A 22986-nucleotide genomic window follows, 5' to 3' on the forward strand; every position below is an offset into this window, starting at 1 on the left:
GCGTACGACATCCCCCTGCGGGGGACGCCGGTCACTCTTCTTTGCCTCGGCAAAGAAGACTAACGAGAAGAAAGCCGACCCTGCCGGGGGCAGAGCAATCAGGCCTATGAGGCTCGGTGGTTTCGTCGTACGGCCCTGAGTGTTGGCTGGCGTGCCTTGCCGGCTCGAAGGGCCGTGAAATCGCATGACCCATGGGTTTCGTGGTGGGGCCCCTGACCTCGTGCGCGGTGCCCGCTCCCACATCTGCCGTTCGCGACGCGAATTGCTGCAGCGTATCGTGCCTTGCTGGTTTCGTGGTTTTGTCTCTCACGGCGAATACCGTGCCATTTGACACCCTGCCGTACCGGCGCTGGCTATGGCTGGACGCCAGCTTCGTCGTTTCGTGGTGGGGACCGTGGCCCGGTCAGCGAACACGGAAGCATAGGGTGATGGTGTTGGCGGTTCGCTACCACTTCGTGAGCGGGGCCGCAGGTTGAGCGGGGGGGCCACCGCGCCCACCACGAAACCCATTATTGAAAAGTTGCGCGGCGTTCGCCACCGCGAACGGCAGGGACCGAACAATCGCCGCGCTTGCCGCCAGAGACAAACCACGAAACAGTAAGCCTCGAAGAATCGTGGCCCGTTGCCCCGCGAACGGCAGATGGGTGAATGGGCAGGGCGCCCGCCATCGGGGGCCGCACCACGAAACCCGTGTGGCCCGCAGCGCTATCGCCGTTGAAACCGGTAGGACATGCCAGCCGAAGCCACTGCCCGCACGACGGAATCACTGCCGCCAAATCGTCTGATTGCTCTGCCCCCGGCAGGGTCGGCTTTCTTCTCGTTAGTCTTCTTTGCCGAAGCAAAGAAGAGTGACCGGCGTCCCCCGCAGGGGGATGTCGTACGCTGTTGGGTAAAACAACCAACACCGCCCAAACAAAACCCCAAACACCCAACAACACGCCAACTGTTCTGCCCTTGGGTTCAAAAACCACCCTCAATTAAACCCCCCTACCCCTCCCTAACCAACTGCGGCAAAACCGGCAACTCCCCCGCCACCTCAGCAATCATCCTCCGCATCCACATAACATCCGGCGCAGCATGACACCGCTCATGCCAAAGCTGATAAAACCGCATCCGCGGAAACACCACCGGCGAAGGCACCATCTTCAACGGCAGGTACTGCGCATAGTGCGCGGCAAACTGCCGCCCCGTGGTGAACACCATATCGGTCTTCATCAGCACATACGGCACCAGCCCGAAATACGGCAACGTAACCTGGATATTGCGCTTGTACCCCTGCTCAGCCAGCGCCTGGTCAATCATGCTGCGCTGCATCGAAGCATAGGGCGCGGGCGCAAGATGAGGCATCTCCAGGTAATGCTTGAGGGTCAGCCCCTTGCGCGCCAACGGATGCTGCGCCCCCAGCATGCACACCACCTCATCGTCGAACAGCGGCGAGATATGCAGATGTTCCGGCGGCGACAGCCAGTTGCCGACCACGATGTCGAGCTGCCCTTGTTCCAGGCTGTCGAGGAAGTCGCTCGATGACGTCATCGGGTGCACGAACAGCTTGGCGCCGGGCGCAAGCCGGCGCACACGCTCGACGATATTGGGCAGGAAGAAGGCGTCCAGGTAGTCCGGCGCCCCCAGGTGGAAGGTACGGGTAGTGGTGGCGGGGTCGAAATGCTGGGGCGGCCGGGCGATGCGGTCCATGGCCGCCAGGCTCTGCTCGGCCAGTTGCAGCAGCTCACGGCCGCGCTCGGTCGGCACCATGCCGCTCTTGCCGCGCACCAGGATGGCATCCCCGGTGATTTCCCTTAGCCGCTTGAGCGTATTGCTGATAGCGGGCTGCGACTGACCGAGCCGGACTGCGGTGCGGGTCACGCTCTGCTCGGTCAGCAGCGTGTGCAGCACCCGCAGCAAATAGGTATCGAGATGGTCGCGTCCGTGCATGGCGAGGGGGCGCCAGGCGCGCATGGCAGCCGGTGGCGTGGGGGGTGGGAACGGCGCATAGTGTATGTCAGGCACCCCGTCATTGGTCAAATCCGGCTGCCGCACTCCTCGTCAGCCGTGCAACGCTCTCCCCTCTTGATGGGGCATATCACCTGGGCCGAATATTGCATCATCGGCACCAGTGCTATGTTTGCCCCCATCACAAAGAGAGAAGACACCATGGAGACGCAAACCATCCGCTTTTACCACCGCGGCCAGGTCCAGGAGGTCGCCGATGCCCCCGTGACCCGCACCGTGCTGCAGTACCTGCGCGAGGACGCGCGCTGCACGGGCACCAAGGAGGGCTGCGCCGAAGGCGATTGCGGTGCGTGCACCGTGGTGCTAGGCGAACTGGGCGAGGACGGCCAGGTCGCCTTCAAGGCGGTCAATTCCTGCATCCAGTTCCTGCCCACGCTGGACGGCCGCGCCCTGATCACCGTGGAAGACCTGCGCCAGGCCGACGGCGCGCTGCACCCGGTACAGCAAGCGATGGTGGAGTGCCACGGCTCCCAGTGTGGCTTCTGCACCCCCGGCTTCGTGATGTCGCTGTGGGCGCTGTACCAGCAAAAGGCCGAAGACGCCGGCACCGGCCGCGCGCCGGCCCGCGAGACCATCTGCGACGCCCTCACAGGCAATCTGTGCCGCTGCACCGGCTACCGTCCCATCATCGAGGCCGGCCAGCGCATGATGGCGCTGCCGGCGCCGCAGGCCAGCAAGCTGGACCCGCGGCAGATCGCCGACACGCTGCGCTCGCTGCAACGCGAAGGCACGTTCCACTACAGCGCCGGCGGCCAGCACTTCTACGCGCCCCGCACGGCATCGGCTTTCGCCGCCATCAAGGCGGCGGAGCCGGGCGCGCGCATCCTGGCCGGCAGCACCGACGTGGGCCTGTGGGTGACCAAGCAGTTCCGGGAGCTCGGCAACCTGCTGTACGTGGGCCAGGTATCCGACCTCAACAGTATCGAGCAGGTGGACGGCGCCGTGGAAATCGGCGCGGCGGTCTCGCTGGAGCGCGCCTATGCGGCGCTCAATGCCACGCACCCCGAACTGGAAGAAATGTGGAAGCGTTTTGCCTCGCTGCCGATCCGCAACGCCGGCACGCTGGGGGGCAATATTGCCAACGGCTCGCCCATTGGCGACTCCATGCCCGCGCTGATCGCCCTTGGCACCGAAGTGGTGCTGCAGCGCGGCGAAGCGCGCCGCGCGCTGCCGCTGGAAGACCTCTACCTGGCCTACCAGAAGACCGCCATGGCCGAGGGCGAGTTCGTCGCGGCCCTGCGCGTGCCGCTCGCGGGGCCGGAGCACTTCCGTACCTACAAGCTGTCAAAACGCTTTGACGAGGACATTTCCGCTGTCTGTGCGGCCTTTGCGCTGACGCTGGAAAACGGCGTGATCCATCATGCACGCGTGGCCTTCGGCGGCATGGCCGCCACGCCCAAGCGCGGCGCCCTGACGGAAGCCGCGCTGGTCGGCCAACCCTGGACCGAAACCACCGCCCGGGCCGCCATGAGCGCGCTGGCGCAGGACTTCACGCCGCTGACCGACATGCGCTCCACCGCCGCCTACCGCAGCCGTGGCGCCGCCAACCTGCTGTACCGCTTCTGGCTGGAAACGCGCGCCGACGCGCTGCCAGCCGCCGCCGTCAATGTCCGCGCCCCCGGCGCCGGCCAGATCGTCGCCACCGTCGCCACCGCATAAGGATAGATCGGCATGAACAAGCAAACCGAACCCTTCCTGCTCGACGCCGAGATCGAGGCCAAGGCCGCCGTCTCCACGCCACAAGTGGGCATTTCGCGCCCGCATGAATCGGCCCACCTGCACGTGGCCGGCACGGCCACTTATACCGACGACATTCCCGAGCTGGCCGGCACGCTGCACGCCGCGCTCGGCATGAGCACGCGCGCCCACGCCCGCATCAAGTCGATGTCGCTCGACAAGGTGCGCGCCGCGCCGGGCGTGGTGGCGGTGCTGACCGCCGAAGATATCCCCGCCGCCAACGAGTGCGGCCCGATCATCCATGACGACCCCATCCTGGCCAACGGCCTGGTGCAGTTCATCGGCCAGCCGATGTTCGTGGTGGTGGCCACCTCGCACGATGCCGCGCGCCGTGCCGCACGCCTGGGCAATGTCGAGTACGAGGACCTGGCGCCGGTGCTGTCGCCCGAGGCGGCGCACCAGGCCGGCAGCTATGTGCTGCCGCCGATGCACCTGACACGCGGCGAGCCGGCCAGCCATATCGCCGGTGCTGCGCACCGGGAGCAGGGCAGTATCCGCCTGGGCGGCCAGGAGCAGTTCTACCTGGAAGGCCAGATCGCCTACGCCGCGCCGAAGGAAAACGACGGCATGCACGTGTGGTGCTCGACCCAGCATCCCACCGAAATGCAGCATGCTGTCGCGCATATGCTGGGATGGCACGCGCACCAGGTGCTGGTGGAATGCCGGCGCATGGGCGGCGGCTTCGGTGGCAAGGAATCGCAATCGGCCATGTTCGCCTGCTGCGCCGCGCTGGCCGCGTGGAAGCTGCTGTGCCCGGTCAAGCTGCGTCCGGACCGCGACGACGACATGATGATCACCGGCAAGCGCCACGACTTCGTCTTCGATTTCGAAGTCGGCCACGATGCCGATGGCCGCATCGACGGCGTGTCGGTGGAGATGGTTTCGCGCGCCGGCTTCTCGGCCGACCTGTCCGGCCCGGTGATGACCCGCGCCATCTGCCACTTCGACAACGCCTACTGGCTGCCGAATGTGCAGATCGACGGCTACTGCGGCAAGACCAATACGCAGAGCAATACCGCCTTCCGCGGCTTCGGTGGCCCGCAAGGCGCCTTTGCCATCGAATACATCTTGGACAACGTGGCGCGCACCGTGGGCCGCGATGCGCTCGACGTGCGCCGCGCCAACCTGTACGGCAAGACCGAGCGCAATGTCACGCCTTACGGCCAGACCGTGGAAGACAACGTCATCCACGAACTGCTCGACGAACTGGAGGCCAGCAGCGCCTACCGCGAGCGCCGCGAGGCAACGCGCGCATTCAACGCCGGCAGCCCGGTACTGAAGAAGGGCATTGCCATCACCCCGGTGAAGTTCGGCATCTCCTTCAATGTGGCCCACTTCAACCAGGCCGGCGCGCTGGTGCACGTGTACAACGACGGCTCGGTACTGGTGAACCACGGCGGCACGGAAATGGGCCAGGGCCTGAACACCAAGGTGGCGATGGTGGTGGCGCACGAACTCGGCATCCGCCTGGAACGCGTGCGCGTCACCGCCACGGATACGAGCAAGGTGGCCAACACCTCGGCCACCGCCGCGTCCACCGGCACCGACCTGAACGGCAAGGCCGCCCAGGACGCGGCGCGGCAGATCCGCGAGCGGCTGGCTGCCTTTGCCGCGCGCCAGGCTGGCGTGGACGCGGACAGCGTGCAGTTCGGCGACGACCTGGTGGTGGCGGGCGAACTGCGCCTTGACTTCAGCGACCTGGCACGCCAGGCCTACGTGTCGCGCGTGCAGTTGTGGTCCGATGGTTTCTACACCACGCCCAAGCTGTACTGGGACCAGTCCAGGCTGCAGGGCCGGCCCTTCTACTACTACGCCTATGGCGCGGCCTGTTCCGAAGTGCTGGTGGACACGCTCACCGGCGAATGGCGCCTGTTGCGCGCGGACGTGCTGCACGATGCCGGCCGCTCCCTCAACCCGGCCATCGATATCGGCCAGGTCGAAGGTGGCTTTATCCAGGGCATGGGCTGGCTGACCACCGAGGAATTGTGGTGGAACAAGGATGGCAAGCTGATGACGCATGCGCCTTCGACCTACAAGATCCCGACCGTCAACGACTGCCCGGAAGCGTTCACCGTGCGGCTGTTCGAGAACGACAACGCGGAAGACAGCATCCATCGCTCSAAGGCSGTGGGCGAGCCGCCGCTGCTGCTGCCGTTCTCGGTGTTCTTCGCCATTCGCGATGCGGTGGCCAGCGTCGGGGATTACAAGGTGAACCCGCCGCTGGTGGCGCCTGCGACGAGCGAGGCGATCCTGGATGCGGTGGATGCCGTGCGGGTGGCTGCGCCGGTAGTGCAGTGAGCCGCACCCTCTGACACCGTAGCGACGTAACCAGCCTCACCAAAAGCATCAACCTAAAAAGGCATCACCATGCAGGACGCGCCCCTCAAACCCTTCCGCTTCGCCGACGCCACCCGCCTGGTGCGCGCCGGCGTGCCGGTGGCGATGGTCACCATCGCCGAAGTCAGAGGCTCGGCCCCGCGCGAGGCGGGCGTGCGCATGCTGGTGACCGCCGACGACCTGGTGGGCACCATCGGCGGCGGCCATCTGGAGTGGCGCGGCATGGAGATCGCGCGCACCATGCTGGCCGAGCGCGATGCGACGCGGCAGATCGTGCGCATCCCCCTGGGCCCGGCCCTGGGCCAATGCTGCGGCGGCGTGGTCCAGCTCGCCTTCGAGGTGCTGGGCGAGCCCGACCTGCCCTGGCTCGATGCGGTGCAGGCCGCCTTCTCCGCCAGCCGCGCGCTCACGCGCACCGTGCCGGCGGCCGGTCCGGTGCGGCACGCGGCGGCGCAGGCGGTCACGCCCTCGGTGAGCTTGCAAACCGATGGCGCCTGGACCGACGTCATGGTGCCCGATGAACTGCAGGTGGTGCTGTTCGGCGCCGGCCACGTTGGCCATGCGCTGGTCAAGGTGCTGGCCAACCTGCCGTGCCGGGTGCACTGGGTGGATGAGCGCGACACCTTGTTCCCGCCGGGCCTGCCCGACAACGTCACCCCGGAAGCCACGGATATCCCCGAAGCGGTGGTCGACCATGCCCCGGCCGGCAGCTATTTCCTGGTGATGACGCACAGCCACGCCCTGGACCAGACGCTGTGCGAGCGGATCTTGCGGCGCAATGACTTTGCCTATTTCGGCCTGATCGGTTCCAAGACCAAGCGCGCGCGCTTCGAGCATCGCATGGCGGAGCACGGGATTGACCCTGCCCGCTTTGCGGAAATGACGTGCCCGATGGGCGTCTCCGGCATCACGGACAAGGCTCCGGCTATGATTGCGGTTGCCATCGTCGCCCAGTTGCTGCAGGTTCGCGACCAGCGTCTCGCCCATCTGGGCGCGCTGAGCGCCAACCGCGGCGGCCAGGCGGCGAACACGACGCAAACCAAGACCGCAAAAGGAACCCCATGACGCTCGATGCCGCGCTCGCAGACCGTATCCGCCTGACGCCCAAGGCAGAACTGCACGTCCATATCGAAGGCACGCTCGAGCCCGAGCTGATCTTCCGGCTGGCCCAGCACAACAAGGTCAAGCTGCCGTATGCCAGCGTGGAATCCCTGCGCGAAGCCTACGCCTTCACCGACCTGCAATCCTTCCTTGACATTTACTACGCCGGCGCCAGCGTGCTGCTGACCGAGGACGATTTCTTCGACATGACGATGGCCTACGTGCAGCGCGCCGTAGCCGACAACGTGCGCCACGCCGAGATCTTCTTCGACCCGCAGACCCACACCGCGCGCGGCGTGCCCATCGGCGTGGTGATCGACGGCATCTCCGACGCGCTGGCCCAGGCCCGCACCCAGTTCGATTTCTCCAGCAGCCTGATCCTCTGCTTCCTGCGCCACCTGTCCGAGGAAGACGCCTTCGCCACGCTGGAAGCGGCGCTGCCCTACCGCGACCGTTTCGTCGGCGTGGGCCTGGATTCCTCCGAGCAGGGCAACCCGCCGGAGAAGTTCGCCCGCGTCTTCGCCCGCGCCCGCGAGCTGGGCCTGCGGCTGGTGGCGCACGCCGGCGAGGAAGGCCCGGCGCAGTATGTCACGGACGCGCTCGACATCCTCAAGGTGGAACGCATCGACCACGGCGTGCGCGCCATCGACGACCCCGCCCTGGTGGCGCGGCTGGCCCGCGAGCGCGTGGCGCTGACGGTGTGCCCGCTGTCCAACCAGAAGCTCAAGGTCTATCCCGACCTGCGCGACCACTCGCTGCACCGCCTGCTGGAAGCCGGCGTGCTGGTCACGCTGCACTCCGACGACCCCGCCTATTTCGGCGGCTATATGAACGCCAACTGGGAAGCCACCTTCGAAGCCCTGCCGCTGACCGCGGACGACGGCCACAAGCTGGCGCGCAATAGTTTCGAGGCGTCCTTCCTGCCCGCCACGCAGAAGGCCGCCTTCCTCGCCGAAGTCGACCACTTCTGGCAATCCCCCCTGCCCGCGACGGCCTCCACGGCCTGAGCGCGGTTCACACCAAGATGCCGGCGCGCCACGCGCGCGCCGGCGCATGACGAGACATCGCTATGACGACCACGCCCCCCAACCCGTCCATCACCCGCGCCATCCGTGGCCGCGTGCTGCACTTCCTGCGCGATCCGCAGTTTCATGACGACGCGTATCAGTATTGGGAAGACGGGGTGCTGGTTGTCACCGCCGGGCATGTCGCCGCGGTCGGCGACTACGCCGAGCTGGCCGCGCAGATCCCGGCCGGCGCCGAAGTGATCGACCGCCGCGGCAAGCTGATCGTGCCCGGTTTTATCGACACCCACGTGCATTACCCGCAGACCGACATCATCGCCTCGCCCTCGCCCGGCCTGCTGCACTGGCTGGAAACCTACACCTTCCCCGAGGAGCGCCGCTTCGCCGAGCCGGAGTACGCTGCGGCGGTGGCGGGCTTCTTTGCCGACGAGCTGCTGCGCAACGGCACCACCAGCGCCGTGGCCTGGAGCACCGTGCACACGGCCTCGGCCGACGCGCTGTTCGCCGAAGCGGACCGGCGCAACCTGCGCCTGGTGACCGGCAAGGTGCTGATGGACCGCAACTGCCCCGAATTCCTGCGCGACACCGCCGAGTCCGGCGCGCGCGATTCGGCTGACCTGATCTCGCGCTGGCACGGCAAGAACCGCCTGTCGTACGCGATCACGCCGCGCTTCGCGCCGACCTCCAGCGAGGCGCAACTGGCTGCCTGCGGCGAACTGGCCAAGGCCTATCCCGACGCCTATATCCAGACCCATGTGGCGGAAAACCGCGACGAAGTGAAGTGGGTTGCCGAACTGTTCCCGCAGGCGCGCAGCTATCTCGATATCTACGATCACTACGGCCTGCTGCGTCCGGGCGCGTTCTACGGCCACGCCATCTACCTCGACCAGGACGACCGCAAGCGCCTGGCCGACAGTGGCGCCGCGGTGGCGCACTGCCCCACCTCCAACCTGTTCCTGGGCAGCGGCTTCTACGACTTCCACCAGTCCGACGCCTATCGCCTCAACGTGACGCTGGCCACCGACGTGGGCGGCGGCACCTCGTTCTCGATGCTGCGCACCATGAATGCCGCGCACAAGGTGGCGCGCATGGGCGGCTATCACCTCACCGCGCTGCGCATGTTCTACCTGGCCACCCGCGCCGCCGCCGATGCGCTGGGCTGGAGCGAGCGCGTGGGCAGCTTCACGCCGGGCTGCGAGGCCGACTTCATCGTGCTCGATCCGCAGGCCACGCCGCTGATCGCCCGCCGCAGCGAGCGCTCGGAGACGCTGGAAGAGCAACTGTTCGCCTTCGCCATGCTGGGCGACGATCGTGTGATCGATGAGGTCTATGTGATGGGCGAGCCGGCAAGCGCGTCGGCCTCCGTCGCGCATTAATCATCACTTTCCACCGGGAAGCACCGGGTCCTGGCCACGCCGGCTTGACCCGGATCAACACCCCTGTCACGCAATCCTTCTAAGCTGTCACACCGTCGGCCCCCTGTGGCCGTGCATCGCCAGTCCCGGGCACAGCCAGGTGCCCGACCCCGCGTTCGACAACTGAAGGTTTTTGAATGATTGCCACGCAGCAAGCCCCCTTTCCGGAGCCGATTTCCCCTGAAGCGCCCCTGCCCTCGCGCAAGATCATCCGCGGCTGGCTGATCCCGCTGGGTCAGCGCAGCACCTCGCGCGCGCTGGCGCTGTTCGCGCTGGATACGGCGCTGTTCGTGGCCGCGCTGGCCGGGGTGGTGATGTTCTCCCACTGGCTCGCCAAGCTGGCGGCGGGCGTGCTGACCGGCATCATCATCGCCCGCCTGTTCATCATCGGCCACGATGCCTGCCACCAGAGCCTGACGCCCCGGCGCGGCCTCAACAAATGGCTGGGGCGGCTGACCTTCCTGCCGTCGCTCACGCCCTACAGCCTGTGGGAAGTCGGCCATAACGTGGTCCACCACGGCTATTCCAACCTCAAGGGCTTCGACTTCGTCTGGGCACCCTACTCGCTCGAGGAATTCCAGACGCTGCCGCGCTGGCGCCGCGCGCTGGAGCGCGTCTACCGCAACGGCTTCGGCGCGGGCCTGTACTACCTGGTCGAGATCTGGTGGTTCAAGATGTTCTTCCCCAGCCGCCGCCAGATGCCCACGCGCCGTGCTGTCTTCATGTGGGACTGCACGCTGGTGGCGATCTTCGGCGCCGCCTGGATCGGCGCGCTGGCCTGGCTGGCGGTGGCCAGCGGCCAGTCGGTCGCGCTGCTGGTGGGCCTGGGCTTCGTCGTGCCCTTCCTGGTATGGAATTTCACCGTGGGCTTCGTGCTCTATGTGCACCACACCCATACCAGCGTGGCCTGGTACGAGACCAAGACCATGTGGGCACGCGCCCAGCCTTTCGTCTCCACCACCGTGCACCTGCGCTTCCGCTACGGCATCGGCGCGGCCCTGCATCACATCATGGAGCACACCGCCCATCACGTTGACATGAGCGTGCCGCTGTACCGCCTCAAGCGCGCGCAGGCGCTGCTCGAACACGCGCTGCCGGGCCGCATCATCATCCAGAACTTCACCTGGCGCTGGTACTTCCAGACCGCGCGCCGCTGCAAGCTGTACGACTTCAAGGCGCTGTGCTGGACGGACTTCCAGGGCCGGCAGACCAGCGTCAACGCGCCCGTGCCGGCATAAGCGCCGCGCCCCGGCCAGCCGCCGGGGTTACTTCGGCTGCGCGGCCGCCTTGCCGCTGACCTCCGCCATGCGCGCCCGCATGGCATCGGCCGAACCGATCTGGTGGAACAGCGGGCCGCCCGGCGCAAAGCTGTCGGCCGTCGCCAGCCGCCCGATCACCACCGGTTCGAAGCCGGCATCCCGCACCAGTTGCTCGCCAACGCGCAGCGCGGCGGGATCGTCAGCCGCGATCGGCACGGCAATCAGCCCTTCGGCGCGGTGATGCTCGCTCGCGAATTTGGTGGCGCCCATGAAGTTGAAGGCACGAACGATGCGCGCGCCGCGCAGGTACTTTGCGGTGGTAATGCCGATGCCCTTGCGTGCCGCCTCTTCCGCGATGGCGCCATCGCGCGCCCGGATGGCATTGGTCGCATCCACCACGATCTTGCCGGCAAAGGCCTTGCCATGCTCGGCGGCGATATCGGGCAAGGCCTTGTATGGAACGGCCAGGAAAATCACCTTGGAAAAGGCCAGCGCCTCGGCGACCGTGCCCGCGCGGGCGAGCGGGCCGAGCTTGTCGACGAGCGGCTTGAGCTCTTCCGGATGACGCGAGGAGAACATCACAGGATGTCCCGCGCGCACCCACAAGCCGCCGACCGTTCCTCCGATACGGCCGGAGCCGATCACACCGATGGGAATCGGGCCGCCATCCCGGCTCGCCTGCGCACGCAAGCGCGCGGGCAACACGCCCAGCGCGAGCAGGGCAAAACCGAGACTGCGGCTTAGCAAGCGGCGGCGCCGGTCAACCGTACCGGCCTGACCGGCGCAAGCCACGGCGGCGGCCCCGGCGAAGCCGGTGCGCTCCGCACGGCCAGGCCTGAAGACGGGACGATCGGGAAACGGCATGGCGAACTCCTCGATCCGGTGAGGATCACGATGCTGCGACACAGCAAAACGGAGCGCCACGCCTTTCGGAAAGCCCGGTGGTGCGTGGCGAAGCGCTCTCGGGGGCACCTTCAAACTCTAGGCGAAAAATGCAGCGCCCGCGACAAACCGCCTGCGCGGCAGCCGGTTCGATTTGGCATGCGCCGGGCCGTGCACTACAGTAAGTATCACTTGCATCACCCTGGACGGCGTCGGCGTGCGCGATGCCTTGGTGACCGTGCGCCGGAATCCGTGCGCTTGCGTCCTTGTCCTCACGGAGAAGGTAATGCTCCCCGCCCTCCCCCGACCGCGCAGCCCAGGCCTGGCGCACGCAGCGCGGCGAACGGCGGCGAGGTGCGCACTGCTGGCGCTGGCCGCGGGCGCTCCGGTGGTTCTGGCCGCCGAAACGCCGCGGGACTTGCCCGCCGACGAGGTGCACAACCTCAAGGAAGTCACCGTGGTCGCGCCCGCGCCGCTGCCCTCGTTCTCCATCCCGCGCGAGGCGTTTCCCGGCAATGTGCAGACCGCCACGGATGCCGACATGGAGCGCGCCAAATCCGGCAACCTGTCATCGTTCCTCGGCGAGAACATGGAGAGCGTCGTGATCAACGATGTGCAAGGCAACCCGTACCTGAAGGACATCCTCTACCGCGGCTACCGGCTCTCGTCCACCCTTGGCGCGGGCCAGGGTCTGGCGCTCTACCTCGACGGCGTACGCCAGAATTCGGCGCTGGGCGACGTGGTCGACTGGACCGCGATCCCCGAGGCCGCCATCAGCACCATTACGCTGGTGCCGGGCAGCAATCCGCTGTACGGGCTCAACGCGCTCGGCGGCGCGCTGGCGCTGACCACCAAGTCCGGCGAGACACACCCCGGCGTGGAAGCCGACCTGAGCGTCGGCAGCCACGGCCGCGCGCGGCTGGATGTCAGCGCCGGGCAGATGCTGGGCGACGGCTGGCACGCCTTCGTCGCGGGCACGGGGTTCCGGGAGGACGGATGGCGCGAACTTTCCGGCAGCTGGCTGGGCAATCTCTTCGCCAAGGTAGGCCGCTCCACCACGGACACGCAATGGAGCGTGAGCCTGCTTGGCAGCACCAGCAGCCTGTCCGGCAACGGCTTGGTTCCCGACAGCATCTATGGCGTCCAGCGCAATGCCATCTACACCGCGCCGGACATCGCGCGCACACGCGCGTTCCAGGCGACGCTGAACGGCGCACACCAATTCAATGCCGAAGACCAGCTGGCACTGACCGCCTATCTGCGCGTGGGGCGCGCGCAGGCAACCACGGGCGACGTCAGCGACGCCTACCTGGACCGCCTGCTCGACTGCCAGGGCAACGCCGGCGACGACGGGTGCCAGCCCGGCAATGCGCCTGCCAACGCCGTGTTCAATACCTCGACCGTCAACACGCATGACTATGGCCTGTCCGCGCAGTGGTCGCATACCGGCGACATCCACAGCGCGGTACTGGGCGCCGCGGCCGCGCTGAGCCGCGCCGCGTACCGCCAGGACACACAGCCGGCCACATTCAACGCAGATCGCGTGGCGGTGGCGGACCCCGCTTCCTCGCCCACCACCGCGGCCTCGCTCGATGGCCGTACCACCACCTTCAGCCTGTATGCATCGGACACCATCAAGCTGTTGCCGCACAGTTATCTCACCGCGAGCGCACGCTGGAACACTTCGCGCACGCGCACCGAGATGACGTTGCCGAATGCCTCCGACGAGAGCTTCACGTTCTCGCGGCTCAACCCCGCGCTCGGCCTCTCGCACCAGTTGCTGAGCGGTCTCACCGTTTTCGCCTCGGCCTCGCAGGGCACGCGCATGCCCACCGCCATCGAGCTTGGCTGCGCCGACCCGGCCAATGCCTGCCAGTTGCCCACCGGCCTGCAGGCCGATCCTTACCTGCGGCAGGTGGTGTCGCGCACGTACGAATTCGGCGGCCGCTGGAAAGCCGCCGATGCCACCGACCTGACGCTGGCGCTGTACCGCAGCGACAACCGCGACGACATCCTGTTCGAGCGCTCGCCGGTCAGCCCGCTCGGCTTCTTCACGAACTTTCCCAAGACCCGCAGCCAGGGCCTGGAACTCGGCCTGCGCCAGCGTCTTGGCCGTCTGACGCTGCGCGCCGGCTACAGCTACCTGCAAGCCACCTACCAGGCCGACGGCCAGATCCAGACGCCGTTCGCGGCGCCCGTCAATGTGCGTCCCGGCACCCGCATGGCCGGCGTGCCGCTGCACAGTTTCAAGCTCGGCGTGGACTGGCGGGCAACGGACTCCGTCACGCTCGGCGGTTCCATGATCGTTTCGTCCTCGCGGCCCGTTGCCGGCAACGAAGACGGTGCATTGACCGCGCAGGATCCGCGTCTCGCCAGTACCGCCGGCTTCGCCCTGTTCAACCTGCGCGCGAGCTGGCAGGTCGACCCGCGCTGGCAGCTCTATGCGCGGGTGGACAATGTATTCGACCGCCGCTATGAAACCTATGGACAAGCAGGCCTCAGTGTATTTCCCGGCGGCACGCTGCTGCAGCCCGGCGCGTCGGTGCCGACCGAGCGCTTCGTCGCGCCGGGCGCGCCGCGTCTGTTCCTGGTGGGGGTGCGCTACGAATGGGATGGGCGTTAGTGGCTGCGGGCGCACCGAAAGTCCTTGGCAGCGACCACACCCTCGCCAAGAATAGAGCGACGCAGGGTTGCCATCCCGGGATGGCATGAAGCCGGCCGTCACGGCGAGCAACGCAATCGGGAGGCGCGCATGGCCACGGAAAAGGGATATCGCTGGCCGGGCCGGACCACGCTGGCGCTGTGTGCCGCGCTCGCCTGCGCCGCGTGCGCGTGGCGCGCACAGACGCCTGTCTCCCAGCCCGCCACGGCCTATGTATCCAGCGAGACCGGCGGCATCGCGGTGATTGACCTCGGCCGGCTCGAAGTCGCGCGCACCCTGGACACCGGCGGCAAGGGTCCGCGCGGCATCGGCATCAGCGCGGATGGCCGCTACCTGCTGGCCGCCAACAAGGGCACCAGCGACCTTTCCGTCATCGACACGCGCGACGGCCAACTGGTCAGGCGCATACCGATCGGCAAGAACCCGGAATTCGTGCGCGTGTCCGGCGGGCAGGCCTTCGTCACCTACGAGCCCGGCGAACGCAACGGGCCACCCGGAGCGGAACCCGCGCCGGAAGCCGGCAAGCCAGCCAAGGCCGGCGACGGCGCCCCGGTCCCGGCGGAAATCGCGGTGATCGATCTCAAGGACTGGCGCGTCACGCGCGCCATCCCCAGCGGGCTGGAAACCGAAGGCATCGAATTCTCGCCGGATGCTCGCCTGCTGCTGGTCACCAACGAGGGCGACGACACCGTCTCGGTCTACGAGCGCGCCAGCGGCCGCCGCCTCAATCTGCTCAAGACGCCGCCGGGATCGCGGCCACGCGGCATCAAGGTGAGCCCGGATGGGCGGCGCTATATCGTCACGCTCGAATCGGCGAACGCATTCCTGGTGCTCGACGCGGCCGACTACCGCATCCTGCGCACGGTGCCGACACGCGCCGGGCCCTACGGGGTCGCGTTCGACCGCGCCGGCGAACGCCTGTTCGTCGCGGCCTCGCGTGCCGACACCATCCAGGTCTTCGATGCGGGCAGCTATGAAAATATCGCCAACATCGCTACGGGCAAGCGCTGCTGGCATTTCAGCTTCACCCCCGACGACGCGCGGCTGCTGATCGCCTGCGGCCGCTCGAACGCGGTCTATGTGGTGGACGCGCGCAGCTACCAGCCGCTGCGGGAAATCGCCGGCGTCGCGCTGACCTGGGGCATCGTCACCTACCCGAAAAGCCCCGGGACGCTGGATGCGCCATGAACGCCGAGGCACACGATGTCTCATCGCGCCAGCGTCCGTGGATCGCCCGCATATAGGCCGAAAGGCCAATTGACGCACCAGGGAATCGCGGACAAAGTGAATCAGTCTGGAGCGCAATTCCATGTCGAGACTGGCTCAGGGGCCCGCATGACCCTCCTTCGGCGCGTCGTCAGAATGCTCTTGCCGGCTACGCTTCCGTGGCTCATGGCCGCCGGTTTGCCAGCGCATGCCGCGGACGGCGATACGCTTGCGCAGGCCAGGGCGCGCGGCACGCTGCGCTGCGGCGTCAGCGAAGGCATTGCAGGGTTCTCGGCGAAGGATGCCTCGGGCCGCTGGTCAGGCATCGACGCCGATTTCTGCCGCGCCGTAGCGGCCGCGGCCCTCGGCCAGGCGGACAAGGTGACATTCGTTCCGCTGAAGGCTTCAGGCAGGTTCCCGGCACTGCGCACCGGCGTGGTGGACCTGCTCAGCCGCAACACCACGTGGACCCTGGCGCGCGAGAGCACGCTGCGCGTGCAATTCGCCGGCATTCTCTATTACGACGGCCAGGCGTTCATGGTGTCCAGGCAAAACGGCATCCGGTCGATTGCGGGACTCGATCACGCCACGGTCTGCGTCGAAAAAGGTACGTCCAGCGAAGACCATCTGGCGACCTACTCCGCAGCGAATCGCCTGAGCGTGAAGCCGCTCGTCGTGGACTCCGCGACGGAGGTGGCCGACGCCTTTTTCTCGGGGCGCTGCAGCGCCTACACTGCCGACGCGTCCCAACTTGCGGCCGCGCGCCTGCGCGTCCGGGACGGATCGCAAGCCTACGCCATCCTGCCCGAGCGGATATCGAAGGAGCCGCTCGGTCCGGTCGTGCGCAACGACGACCAGCGCTGGCTGACGCTCGTCCGTTGGGTACTCTTCTCGCTCATTGCCGCGGAAGAAGCCGGGATCACGCAAGCCAGCGCGGGCGCACGCATGCGGGATCCGGCGGTGGCCCGCGCATTCGAAGCCGGCGCGGACGCCAGCCAGGCGCTCGGCGTCGAGCCCGGCTGGGCCGCGCGCGCGGTGCAGAGCGTGGGCAACTACGGAGAAATGTTCGATCGCAATCTCGGCGCGCAAAGCCCGCTCGGTCTCGAACGCGGACTTAACCGGCTCTGGACGCAGGGTGGCCTGATGTACGCGCCACCGGTGCGCTAGGTCCCATCGATGCAACGGGCAGCGGAGGCCGCCGCATGAGCGAACTGCAGATCTACATCGTCCTTGGCGTATTCGGGGCCGTGATTCTCACCATCGCCTTCAACCTGATGGACATGGCGGTGGCCGCCCTGATCGGCGTGTGCGTTCTGATCGCACTGGGGATCCTGAACGAGCAGGATCTGCTGAGCGCCACCCGCACCTCGGGTGGGCCGATCAGTCTGCTGTTCGGTGGCATGGTGGTGGCGCGCATCCTGTCCACCACCGGTCTCTTCGACCGCATCGGCGACCTGTACCTGAGCGCCACGGGCGGAAGCGGCAGGCGGTTCCTGCTGCTATTGATCGCGCTGGTCGCGCCCCTGTGCGCCTTCCTGCCGAACGCGACCACGGTCATCCTGATCGCGCCCATCATTATCCGGGTTGCCGTCGCCCTGGAAGTGGACATTGTCGGACCGATGGTGCTGACCGCCATCGTGAGCAATTCCGCCGGCCTGCTGACACTGGTGGGAGATCCGGCGACATTTCTCGTGGGCAGTTCGATCGGCATGACGTTTGGCGAGTACCTCCACCGCGTGAGCCTGGGTGGCGTCGTCGCCTTGCTCGTCATCGTCCCCCTGCTGCCGCTGCTGATGCCGGACCTTTGGCGCATGCGGCGTCCGTTGCCGCCGCGCGCGCAGCCGCGGCAGCTCGAGCGGCCCATCTACGCGGCGCTTTCGCTCGCCGTCCTGTTGACGATGGTGGGGCTGTTCGTTTTCGGCGAGCACCTGCCCACGCGGCTCGTGCCGCCCACGGTCGCGATGATCGCCAGTGCCCTCGCCCTGCTGGTCGGATATGAAGCCCGCTTCGAGCCAACCGACAGCGTGCTGCGGGACGTCGACTGGAAGACGCTGTTGTTCCTGGGGTGCATCTTCTGCCTGGTGCAAGCGGTGACCAAGACGGGGCTGATCCAGGTCATGGCGCTGAAGCTCCAGGCGTCGTTCGGCACCCAGCTGACGCTCGTTGCACTAGTGATGATTGTAGCCATCGGGCTGCTTTCCAGCCTGCTGGCCAACGTTCCCGTTGCGGCGGCGTCGATCCTGATGGTCAAGGGCTACCTGGTCGCGGCGGAAGTGGTGCCCGACGCAGCGCTTGCCGAGCAGTTCACCCAGTGGCCGGCGGCCGCGATTCCGGTGTTCGTCGGGATGATGTTCGGCGCAACGCTCGGCGGCAACGCCACCCTCATCGGCGCATCGGCCAACATCGTGGCCGCCGGCATCTGCGCGCGCGAGGGCAAGCCGGTCACGTTCGCCACATACATGCGCTATGGACTGCCAATCACCGTGGCCCAGCTTGCGGCGTCGGCGGTCTATGTCATCGTGCTAGCGCGCTTGATGCGCTGACGACGGGGTCCGGGTATTCGCAAACCCCGCGCAAACCCCGCGCAAACCCCGCGCAAACCCAGCGAAAATCCAGCCGATGCTCAGGCTGGCGTTGGCACCACGCGATAGTAGACGCCGTTGGCGCCATAGGAGGGCTTGAACCACGTGTTGCCGCACAAATAGTAAGTGCCGCCCTGCACGGTGGGCGTGATGCAGCCCGCTGGCAGCGTCGGGTAGATCGCCCCCATCGCAAACGCCGTACTGGCCGGGGCAGCGGCAGCCGTCGCCCCGGCGACCACGCCGGCGTTGTAGGCATTGGATGTGGCGGCGGCCGTATTCGCCGATGCCACGGCCGCGCCTGCCGCCACGCCGACCACCACGCCCGCCGCCGCGGCCCCTGCGGTGGACCAGCCACCGCAGTTGTAGCACCCGGACCCGTAGTTGTTCACGACGACCGGCGGATGGTACGCGGGGTACGTCGCACCGTAGTAGGGACTGTGGTACGCCGTCGCGCCCGAGGAGTTCGTATAGGTCGTATAGCCGGATCCCGTGGCGTGCGTCGCCGTGCCGCCATACGCACCGGTGGCGGTAGTGCCCTGCCCGTAGGTGTGGGTCGCGGTCCCGCCATAGCGGTTGGTGGCGGTCGTCTGCCCAGAACCTTCCGTGTGCGAGGCGGTGCCGCCGTAGCGGCCGGTTGCGGTCGTGCCCTCGCCGTAGGTGTGCGTTTCGCTGCCACCCCAGGCGTTGCTCCGGGTCGTGGAATCCGAACCGGGCGCATGCGAGGTCTCGCCTCCGCGATAGTTGGCGTGCGACCACGCCCCCGCAGGACCGGCCACGAGCGCCGGGATCAGCAACCCCATCAGATGCATGACGGCTTTCTTCATGATGCGTCTCCTCATTGCCCCTTGGCAGGCTTGAACTTCGGAGGAGGCTTCATTCCCGGCCCACCCTTTGCATCCGGCGGCTCGAACGCAATGCGCGCCGCGCCGGCCGCGCTGGCTGAAACGAAGGCGCTTGCGGGAACGGCGGCGTCCAGTTCCCAGTTGGAGAGTTCCAGCACATGGCGCAAGCGGGTACGGTCATTGAGGTAAACGGCATAGATGCGGCGCGGCAGCTTGTCCTGCGTGCCGATCCAGGCCTGCACGAACACATCCCCGGTGACATACGCCACCATGTCCGTTGTCGTATTCCCGACCACGCCTGACTGACCGATATAGAACGCGGTCTTCAGTCCGCCGGCGATGTCCTTGTAGGGATCCGTGACGATCACGTCGGTAAACGGGAAATAGATCGCCGCGGTATCGTAGGCCTTCTGCAGCGCGGCGTCGATGGTCGGCGGCGCGTCCGCGACGGCGACGAGGTTCTCTGCCGGCGCAAGTGCCATCATGCTCTTGCCGTCGTAGTAGAACTCCGAGGGGGGCCCGTCTCCGAGCGTGACGATCTTGAGCTTGTCCGGCCGCTGCATGACCACCTGCGATTTGGTGGAATAGACGAGCGGCGGACCGAGGCGGCTCGGACTTTCATAGGAAACGACGGCCGTGAACGCCATCGTCCTGGCAGCGGCCAGGCGGGCGCTCGCCTCTTTGAGGATGTCTACCGCGCGCGGTTCGATGCCGGCCTGGAACGCCGGCGCGGCAGCCTTGGGCACCGGCTTGGCGGCGGCCTTCGGCTTGTTCTGCGCCGGCTGGGACGGCTGTGCCATGCCGTTCGCGGACAGCAGCAAGCCCAGCACCACAAAGGCTGCGCGCAACAGCAATTTCTCGTTGATCATCGCGGTCTCGGTAGATCATTCAGTCTGGTGTTGCACCCGACGGCGATCACGGAATCATGCCGCACTCGAACATCTTGTTGACGATCGGCGCCGCCACCCTGTTGATGAACGCGTTGCGCATCTGCGGATCGTCGCGCAGCAACTGCACGGCTTCCTGCTCCTTCGCGGGCTTCGGCTGCCCCTGTTTCTGGGCTTTCTCCTGCCATAACTGCTCGCAGGACGCGCGCTGGTACTTTTGAACGAGCTTCTCGGCGACCTCGTTCATGATCGGGTACTGAGCCCTGGCGACACCMGCAAACAGCAGCGCCGGCACCACCGCAAACCACAGCAGACGCCTGGTCATGATCTTCCTCGCTTCGTCGTGTCGATGATGGTGACGAGGCAGCGAATGTGCAGGCACTATCGCTTCCGGACACGCTGCCTGACCCTGGATTCCCTCAGCACGGGTCCGTCACGACCTGACGCCAGGGAAGAGCCATTCCATCCATAGACTATGCAACCCGCCGGGGGGCCGATATAGGACCATGGTCCAATGCGCGCGAACGCCATCACGCGGCGAGATAATCGTGGACCACGGTACCCAGCCCGAGCGTCAGGTCGGTCAAGATATGCACGCCCGAGATCACTTCGAGCACCGGCAGCGACGCAACCGGCGCGAGCGCGTGATGAAACAGCTCGAGCCCGGCCGGCCCTTCCCAGGCCCCCTTCACGGTGATGTCTTCGCAGAAGTAGCGCACCAGTTCGCAAATACGAGCGGTGCCATCCACATGCGGAATGATCTTGAGCAGGAAGTTGGGTGCCGACAGCGACGCCAGGATCTTGTCGTGGTCAAGCGCCCTGTGCTTGTACCCCATCGTCGCCACGGCGATCGGGACCGGGCCGTAGCGCAACACGCCGCCGATCGTATCCTTTTCGATGCGTAGCTGCGGCGATGCCAGCTTCTTGGGAAAGCCCCAGATTTCACGGCCCGCCGCGATCGGCGATCCATCGTCGAGAAACATCGCGTGCACGTAGCCGCCGGTTTCGCCGCGAAAGCGCACCGGGATCACCTGGCCGCTTTCCGTATAGTCGCCGAAGCCGGTCGAATCCGGCATCCGGATAAATTCAAACTTCACGACCGGGTCGGTCATCTCCAGCGGGGCGGGAATGACGGCAGCCAGCGCGGCGGGATCGGTCCGGTAGGTAACGATCAGAAACTCGCGATTGATAAAACGATAGGGGCCCGGCGGGAACGCGGGACTCGTGAGCGGCATCGCGAAGGCGAGCCTCTTGATCTCTGCTTCGGTCATGGCGTGTGTTCCTGTTGGCGGGGCGCTACGAGGTCATGTCGTAAATGCCGATCCCGCTGGTAAGCGCCAACGCTTCCTTCCATTTCGGACTGGCGACGGCGCGGCGTGCGTCCTCAAGCCCGCCGTTCCACAGATCGGTCACCGTGGCGCGCGAGAACTCGTAGTCCTTGAAATCGGAGGATTGCGTGTTGTGCCGGTTAATGAAATGCAGCAGCGCGACGGTGCCGCGCGTGCTGATCGCCGTGAGCCGCTCCACATCCGGATCCGACTGCAGCGCCTTGGGCAATTTGTCGATGACACGGCGCAGTGCGCCGCGAAGGCCTTCGATTTCCCTGACGCGCATCGTGTTGAAGCGCGTCTTGCTTGCATACTGGATGTCCTTGACTCGTTCCTGGACCTGCCGCAGATTCTGCGGCATCTCGCCCGCCCCGCTGAATACATCGACCTGCAAGACCAGCGCCCCCAACCGGAAGTTCTCGTCGACGATGTACCACAGCGGCGAGTTCGAAACGATGCCGCCATCCCAGTACAGTTCCCCGTCCACCTCCACGGGCGGGAATCCCGGTGGCAGCGCACCGCTCGCCATCACGTGCTCGGGCCCGATCTGCATCTGCGCGTTGTCGAAATAGACCGAGTTCCCGGAGCGCAGGTTGACCGAACCCAGCGAGAGCCGCACATCCTTGCGGTTGATCACGTCGAAGTCGACCAGTTTCTCGAGTGTTGCCTTGAGCGGCCGAGTGTCATAGAAACTCAGGGCTTCGATGCTGCCGTCGGGTGCCAGGAAAGGCGGGGGAACCCGTGGCGTGAAGAAGCCAGGAACCCCGAACGTTACCGAGGATGCCGCGCTGAAGGCATTCAGCATCGGACGCCACGGGTCCAGGTAGGCAGGTGGAATAAATGGCGCATGCGCCGACATCCGGTCCCAGAATTCGCTCAGGCGCTCCACGCGGCGCTCCGGCGCATTGCCGGCGATCAGCGCGGCATTGATCGCCCCGATCGAAACGCCGGCAACCCAGTCAGGCATCAGGCCGCAGTCGGCAAGTCCAGCAAAGATGCCCGCCTGGTACGCACCCAGCGCGCCGCCGCCTTGCAGGACCAGAATCGTATGGTCGAACCTTCCCCCGAGCGCGGCTGCATCCGAAGGGGTCGCTTTTTTTGGCTGCGCCATGATCGTTCCCGGGGAATGGAGCCGGTGGTGAGACGTGATGAGATTGTGGAGCGCTTCACCCGCGACGATAGCGCCGCGCTCAGAGCCGTGCGCACAGCCAGGCTCCCTGACGTCGGCCTGGCCCGCCGTGGCGAACGCAGGCACGAGAGGCTGAAAGCGGGACCATGCGGCCAGCCAAATACACTCACCTGAAAAAATAGTCCGCGTGCAATGTGCCGGCAATTGGACCTTGGTCCCATTCGATCGCGAATTCGAGCATCCGGCCGGCCTCACCCGCTGGGTATCGCCGCTTTCGTAGTTGCGCAATCGAGACTAATGCCTTTTACAAAGGGACGACAGCGCCTAAACTTTTTTTGCCCATATGCCACTTGATAACCGGTTTGCCCTGGCCGCCAGTGATGCTTCATTCACCCCAGCGCCCTGTCGCAAGCCAGTATCCGCCAGCAGAAACGGAATTGCGTCGCGTTTCAGGGACGCGATGCAGCAACAAATCAAAGAGGGATATGGGACAGGTTCGCTTCATGGCCCTGCGGAGATGTCCGGTAACGCRCACGTTGTTGCAACTGCGCAAGCGCCTGATACGACCGCATGCGCGCTGAGTT

General features: G+C 66.5%; 17 protein-coding genes. 10 read left to right on the forward strand and 7 right to left on the reverse strand.

The annotated features are described in order from the left end of the window. Positions 1 to 987: 987 nt before the first annotated feature. Positions 988 to 1932 (reverse strand): LysR substrate-binding domain-containing protein, encoded by a 945-nt coding sequence (locus tag AC1DT6_RS08795; RefSeq protein ID WP_045238672.1) that lies wholly within the window; start codon positions 1930 to 1932, stop codon positions 988 to 990. A gap of 219 nt (positions 1933 to 2151) precedes the next feature. Here AC1DT6_RS08795 and xdhA point away from each other — a divergent pair, with 219 nt between their 5' ends. The 6 genes from xdhA to AC1DT6_RS08825 all read left to right on the forward strand — a co-directional run bounded on the left by xdhA (position 2152) and on the right by AC1DT6_RS08825 (position 10863). Next, positions 2152 to 3669, forward strand: coding sequence for a xanthine dehydrogenase small subunit (gene xdhA, locus AC1DT6_RS08800; protein WP_441628068.1), 1518 nt, complete (start codon positions 2152 to 2154; stop codon positions 3667 to 3669). 12 nt (positions 3670 to 3681) lie between these two features. Further along, positions 3682 to 6045, forward strand: a complete 2364-nt coding sequence (gene xdhB / locus AC1DT6_RS08805; protein WP_441628070.1) for a xanthine dehydrogenase molybdopterin binding subunit — start codon at positions 3682 to 3684, stop codon at positions 6043 to 6045. A gap of 69 nt (positions 6046 to 6114) precedes the next feature. After that, positions 6115 to 7149: a xanthine dehydrogenase accessory protein XdhC gene (xdhC, locus tag AC1DT6_RS08810; RefSeq protein ID WP_441628072.1), complete on the forward strand. Its 1035-nt coding sequence runs from the start codon at positions 6115 to 6117 to the stop codon at positions 7147 to 7149. Further along, complete coding sequence (locus tag AC1DT6_RS08815; protein WP_441628074.1) at positions 7146 to 8192, forward strand: adenosine deaminase; 1047 nt, start codon at positions 7146 to 7148, stop codon at positions 8190 to 8192. Before xdhC ends, AC1DT6_RS08815 begins: the two co-directional genes overlap by 4 nt. Positions 8193 to 8254: 62 nt before the next feature. Beyond that, entirely contained in the window at positions 8255 to 9586 is a 1332-nt protein-coding gene (gene guaD / locus AC1DT6_RS08820) for a guanine deaminase (RefSeq protein WP_477102385.1), read from the forward strand. 176 nt (positions 9587 to 9762) lie between these two features. Continuing rightward, on the forward strand, positions 9763 to 10863 hold the full coding sequence (locus AC1DT6_RS08825) for a fatty acid desaturase (RefSeq protein ID WP_477102386.1): 1101 nt from the start codon (positions 9763 to 9765) through the stop codon (positions 10861 to 10863). A gap of 27 nt (positions 10864 to 10890) precedes the next feature. Here AC1DT6_RS08825 and AC1DT6_RS08830 read toward each other — a convergent pair whose 3' ends face one another. Continuing rightward, positions 10891 to 11748 (reverse strand): NADPH-dependent F420 reductase, encoded by an 858-nt coding sequence (locus AC1DT6_RS08830; protein WP_477102387.1) that lies wholly within the window; start codon positions 11746 to 11748, stop codon positions 10891 to 10893. A gap of 304 nt (positions 11749 to 12052) precedes the next feature. Here AC1DT6_RS08830 and AC1DT6_RS08835 point away from each other — a divergent pair, with 304 nt between their 5' ends. From AC1DT6_RS08835 to AC1DT6_RS08850, 4 genes are all read left to right on the forward strand, one after another. Beyond that, a complete protein-coding gene (locus AC1DT6_RS08835) occupies positions 12053 to 14389 on the forward strand; it encodes a TonB-dependent receptor (protein WP_441628082.1) in 2337 nt (778 codons plus the stop codon). A 129-nt stretch (positions 14390 to 14518) separates the two neighbouring features. Continuing rightward, positions 14519 to 15616: a beta-propeller fold lactonase family protein gene (locus AC1DT6_RS08840; protein WP_477102388.1), complete on the forward strand. Its 1098-nt coding sequence runs from the start codon at positions 14519 to 14521 to the stop codon at positions 15614 to 15616. 147 nt (positions 15617 to 15763) lie between these two features. After that, positions 15764 to 16801: an amino acid ABC transporter substrate-binding protein gene (locus AC1DT6_RS08845; protein WP_477102389.1), complete on the forward strand. Its 1038-nt coding sequence runs from the start codon at positions 15764 to 15766 to the stop codon at positions 16799 to 16801. 35 nt (positions 16802 to 16836) lie between these two features. Further along, positions 16837 to 18177 carry an ArsB/NhaD family transporter gene (locus AC1DT6_RS08850; protein ID WP_477102390.1) on the forward strand — a complete coding sequence of 447 codons (1341 nt, stop codon included), beginning with the start codon at positions 16837 to 16839 and terminating at the stop codon, positions 18175 to 18177. An 80-nt stretch (positions 18178 to 18257) separates the two neighbouring features. On the opposite strand, the gene AC1DT6_RS08855 is transcribed toward AC1DT6_RS08850, so the two are convergent. The 5 genes from AC1DT6_RS08855 to AC1DT6_RS08875 form a co-directional block, all read right to left on the reverse strand. Next, a complete protein-coding gene (locus AC1DT6_RS08855) occupies positions 18258 to 19040 on the reverse strand; it encodes a hypothetical protein (RefSeq protein ID WP_477102391.1) in 783 nt (260 codons plus the stop codon). Positions 19041 to 19051: 11 nt separating this feature from the next. Further along, positions 19052 to 19927 carry a DUF2092 domain-containing protein gene (locus AC1DT6_RS08860; RefSeq protein ID WP_477102392.1) on the reverse strand — a complete coding sequence of 292 codons (876 nt, stop codon included), beginning with the start codon at positions 19925 to 19927 and terminating at the stop codon, positions 19052 to 19054. 46 nt (positions 19928 to 19973) lie between these two features. Further along, complete coding sequence (locus AC1DT6_RS08865; RefSeq protein WP_045238578.1) at positions 19974 to 20270, reverse strand: hypothetical protein; 297 nt, start codon at positions 20268 to 20270, stop codon at positions 19974 to 19976. Between the two features lie 205 nt (positions 20271 to 20475). Then, positions 20476 to 21216, reverse strand: coding sequence for an acetoacetate decarboxylase (locus AC1DT6_RS08870; protein ID WP_441628094.1), 741 nt, complete (start codon positions 21214 to 21216; stop codon positions 20476 to 20478). 25 nt (positions 21217 to 21241) lie between these two features. Beyond that, positions 21242 to 22690 (reverse strand): patatin-like phospholipase family protein, encoded by a 1449-nt coding sequence (locus AC1DT6_RS08875; RefSeq protein WP_441628096.1) that lies wholly within the window; start codon positions 22688 to 22690, stop codon positions 21242 to 21244. Positions 22691 to 22986 lie beyond the last annotated feature (296 nt).

The organism is Cupriavidus sp. 01L45, from assembly GCF_056399885.1.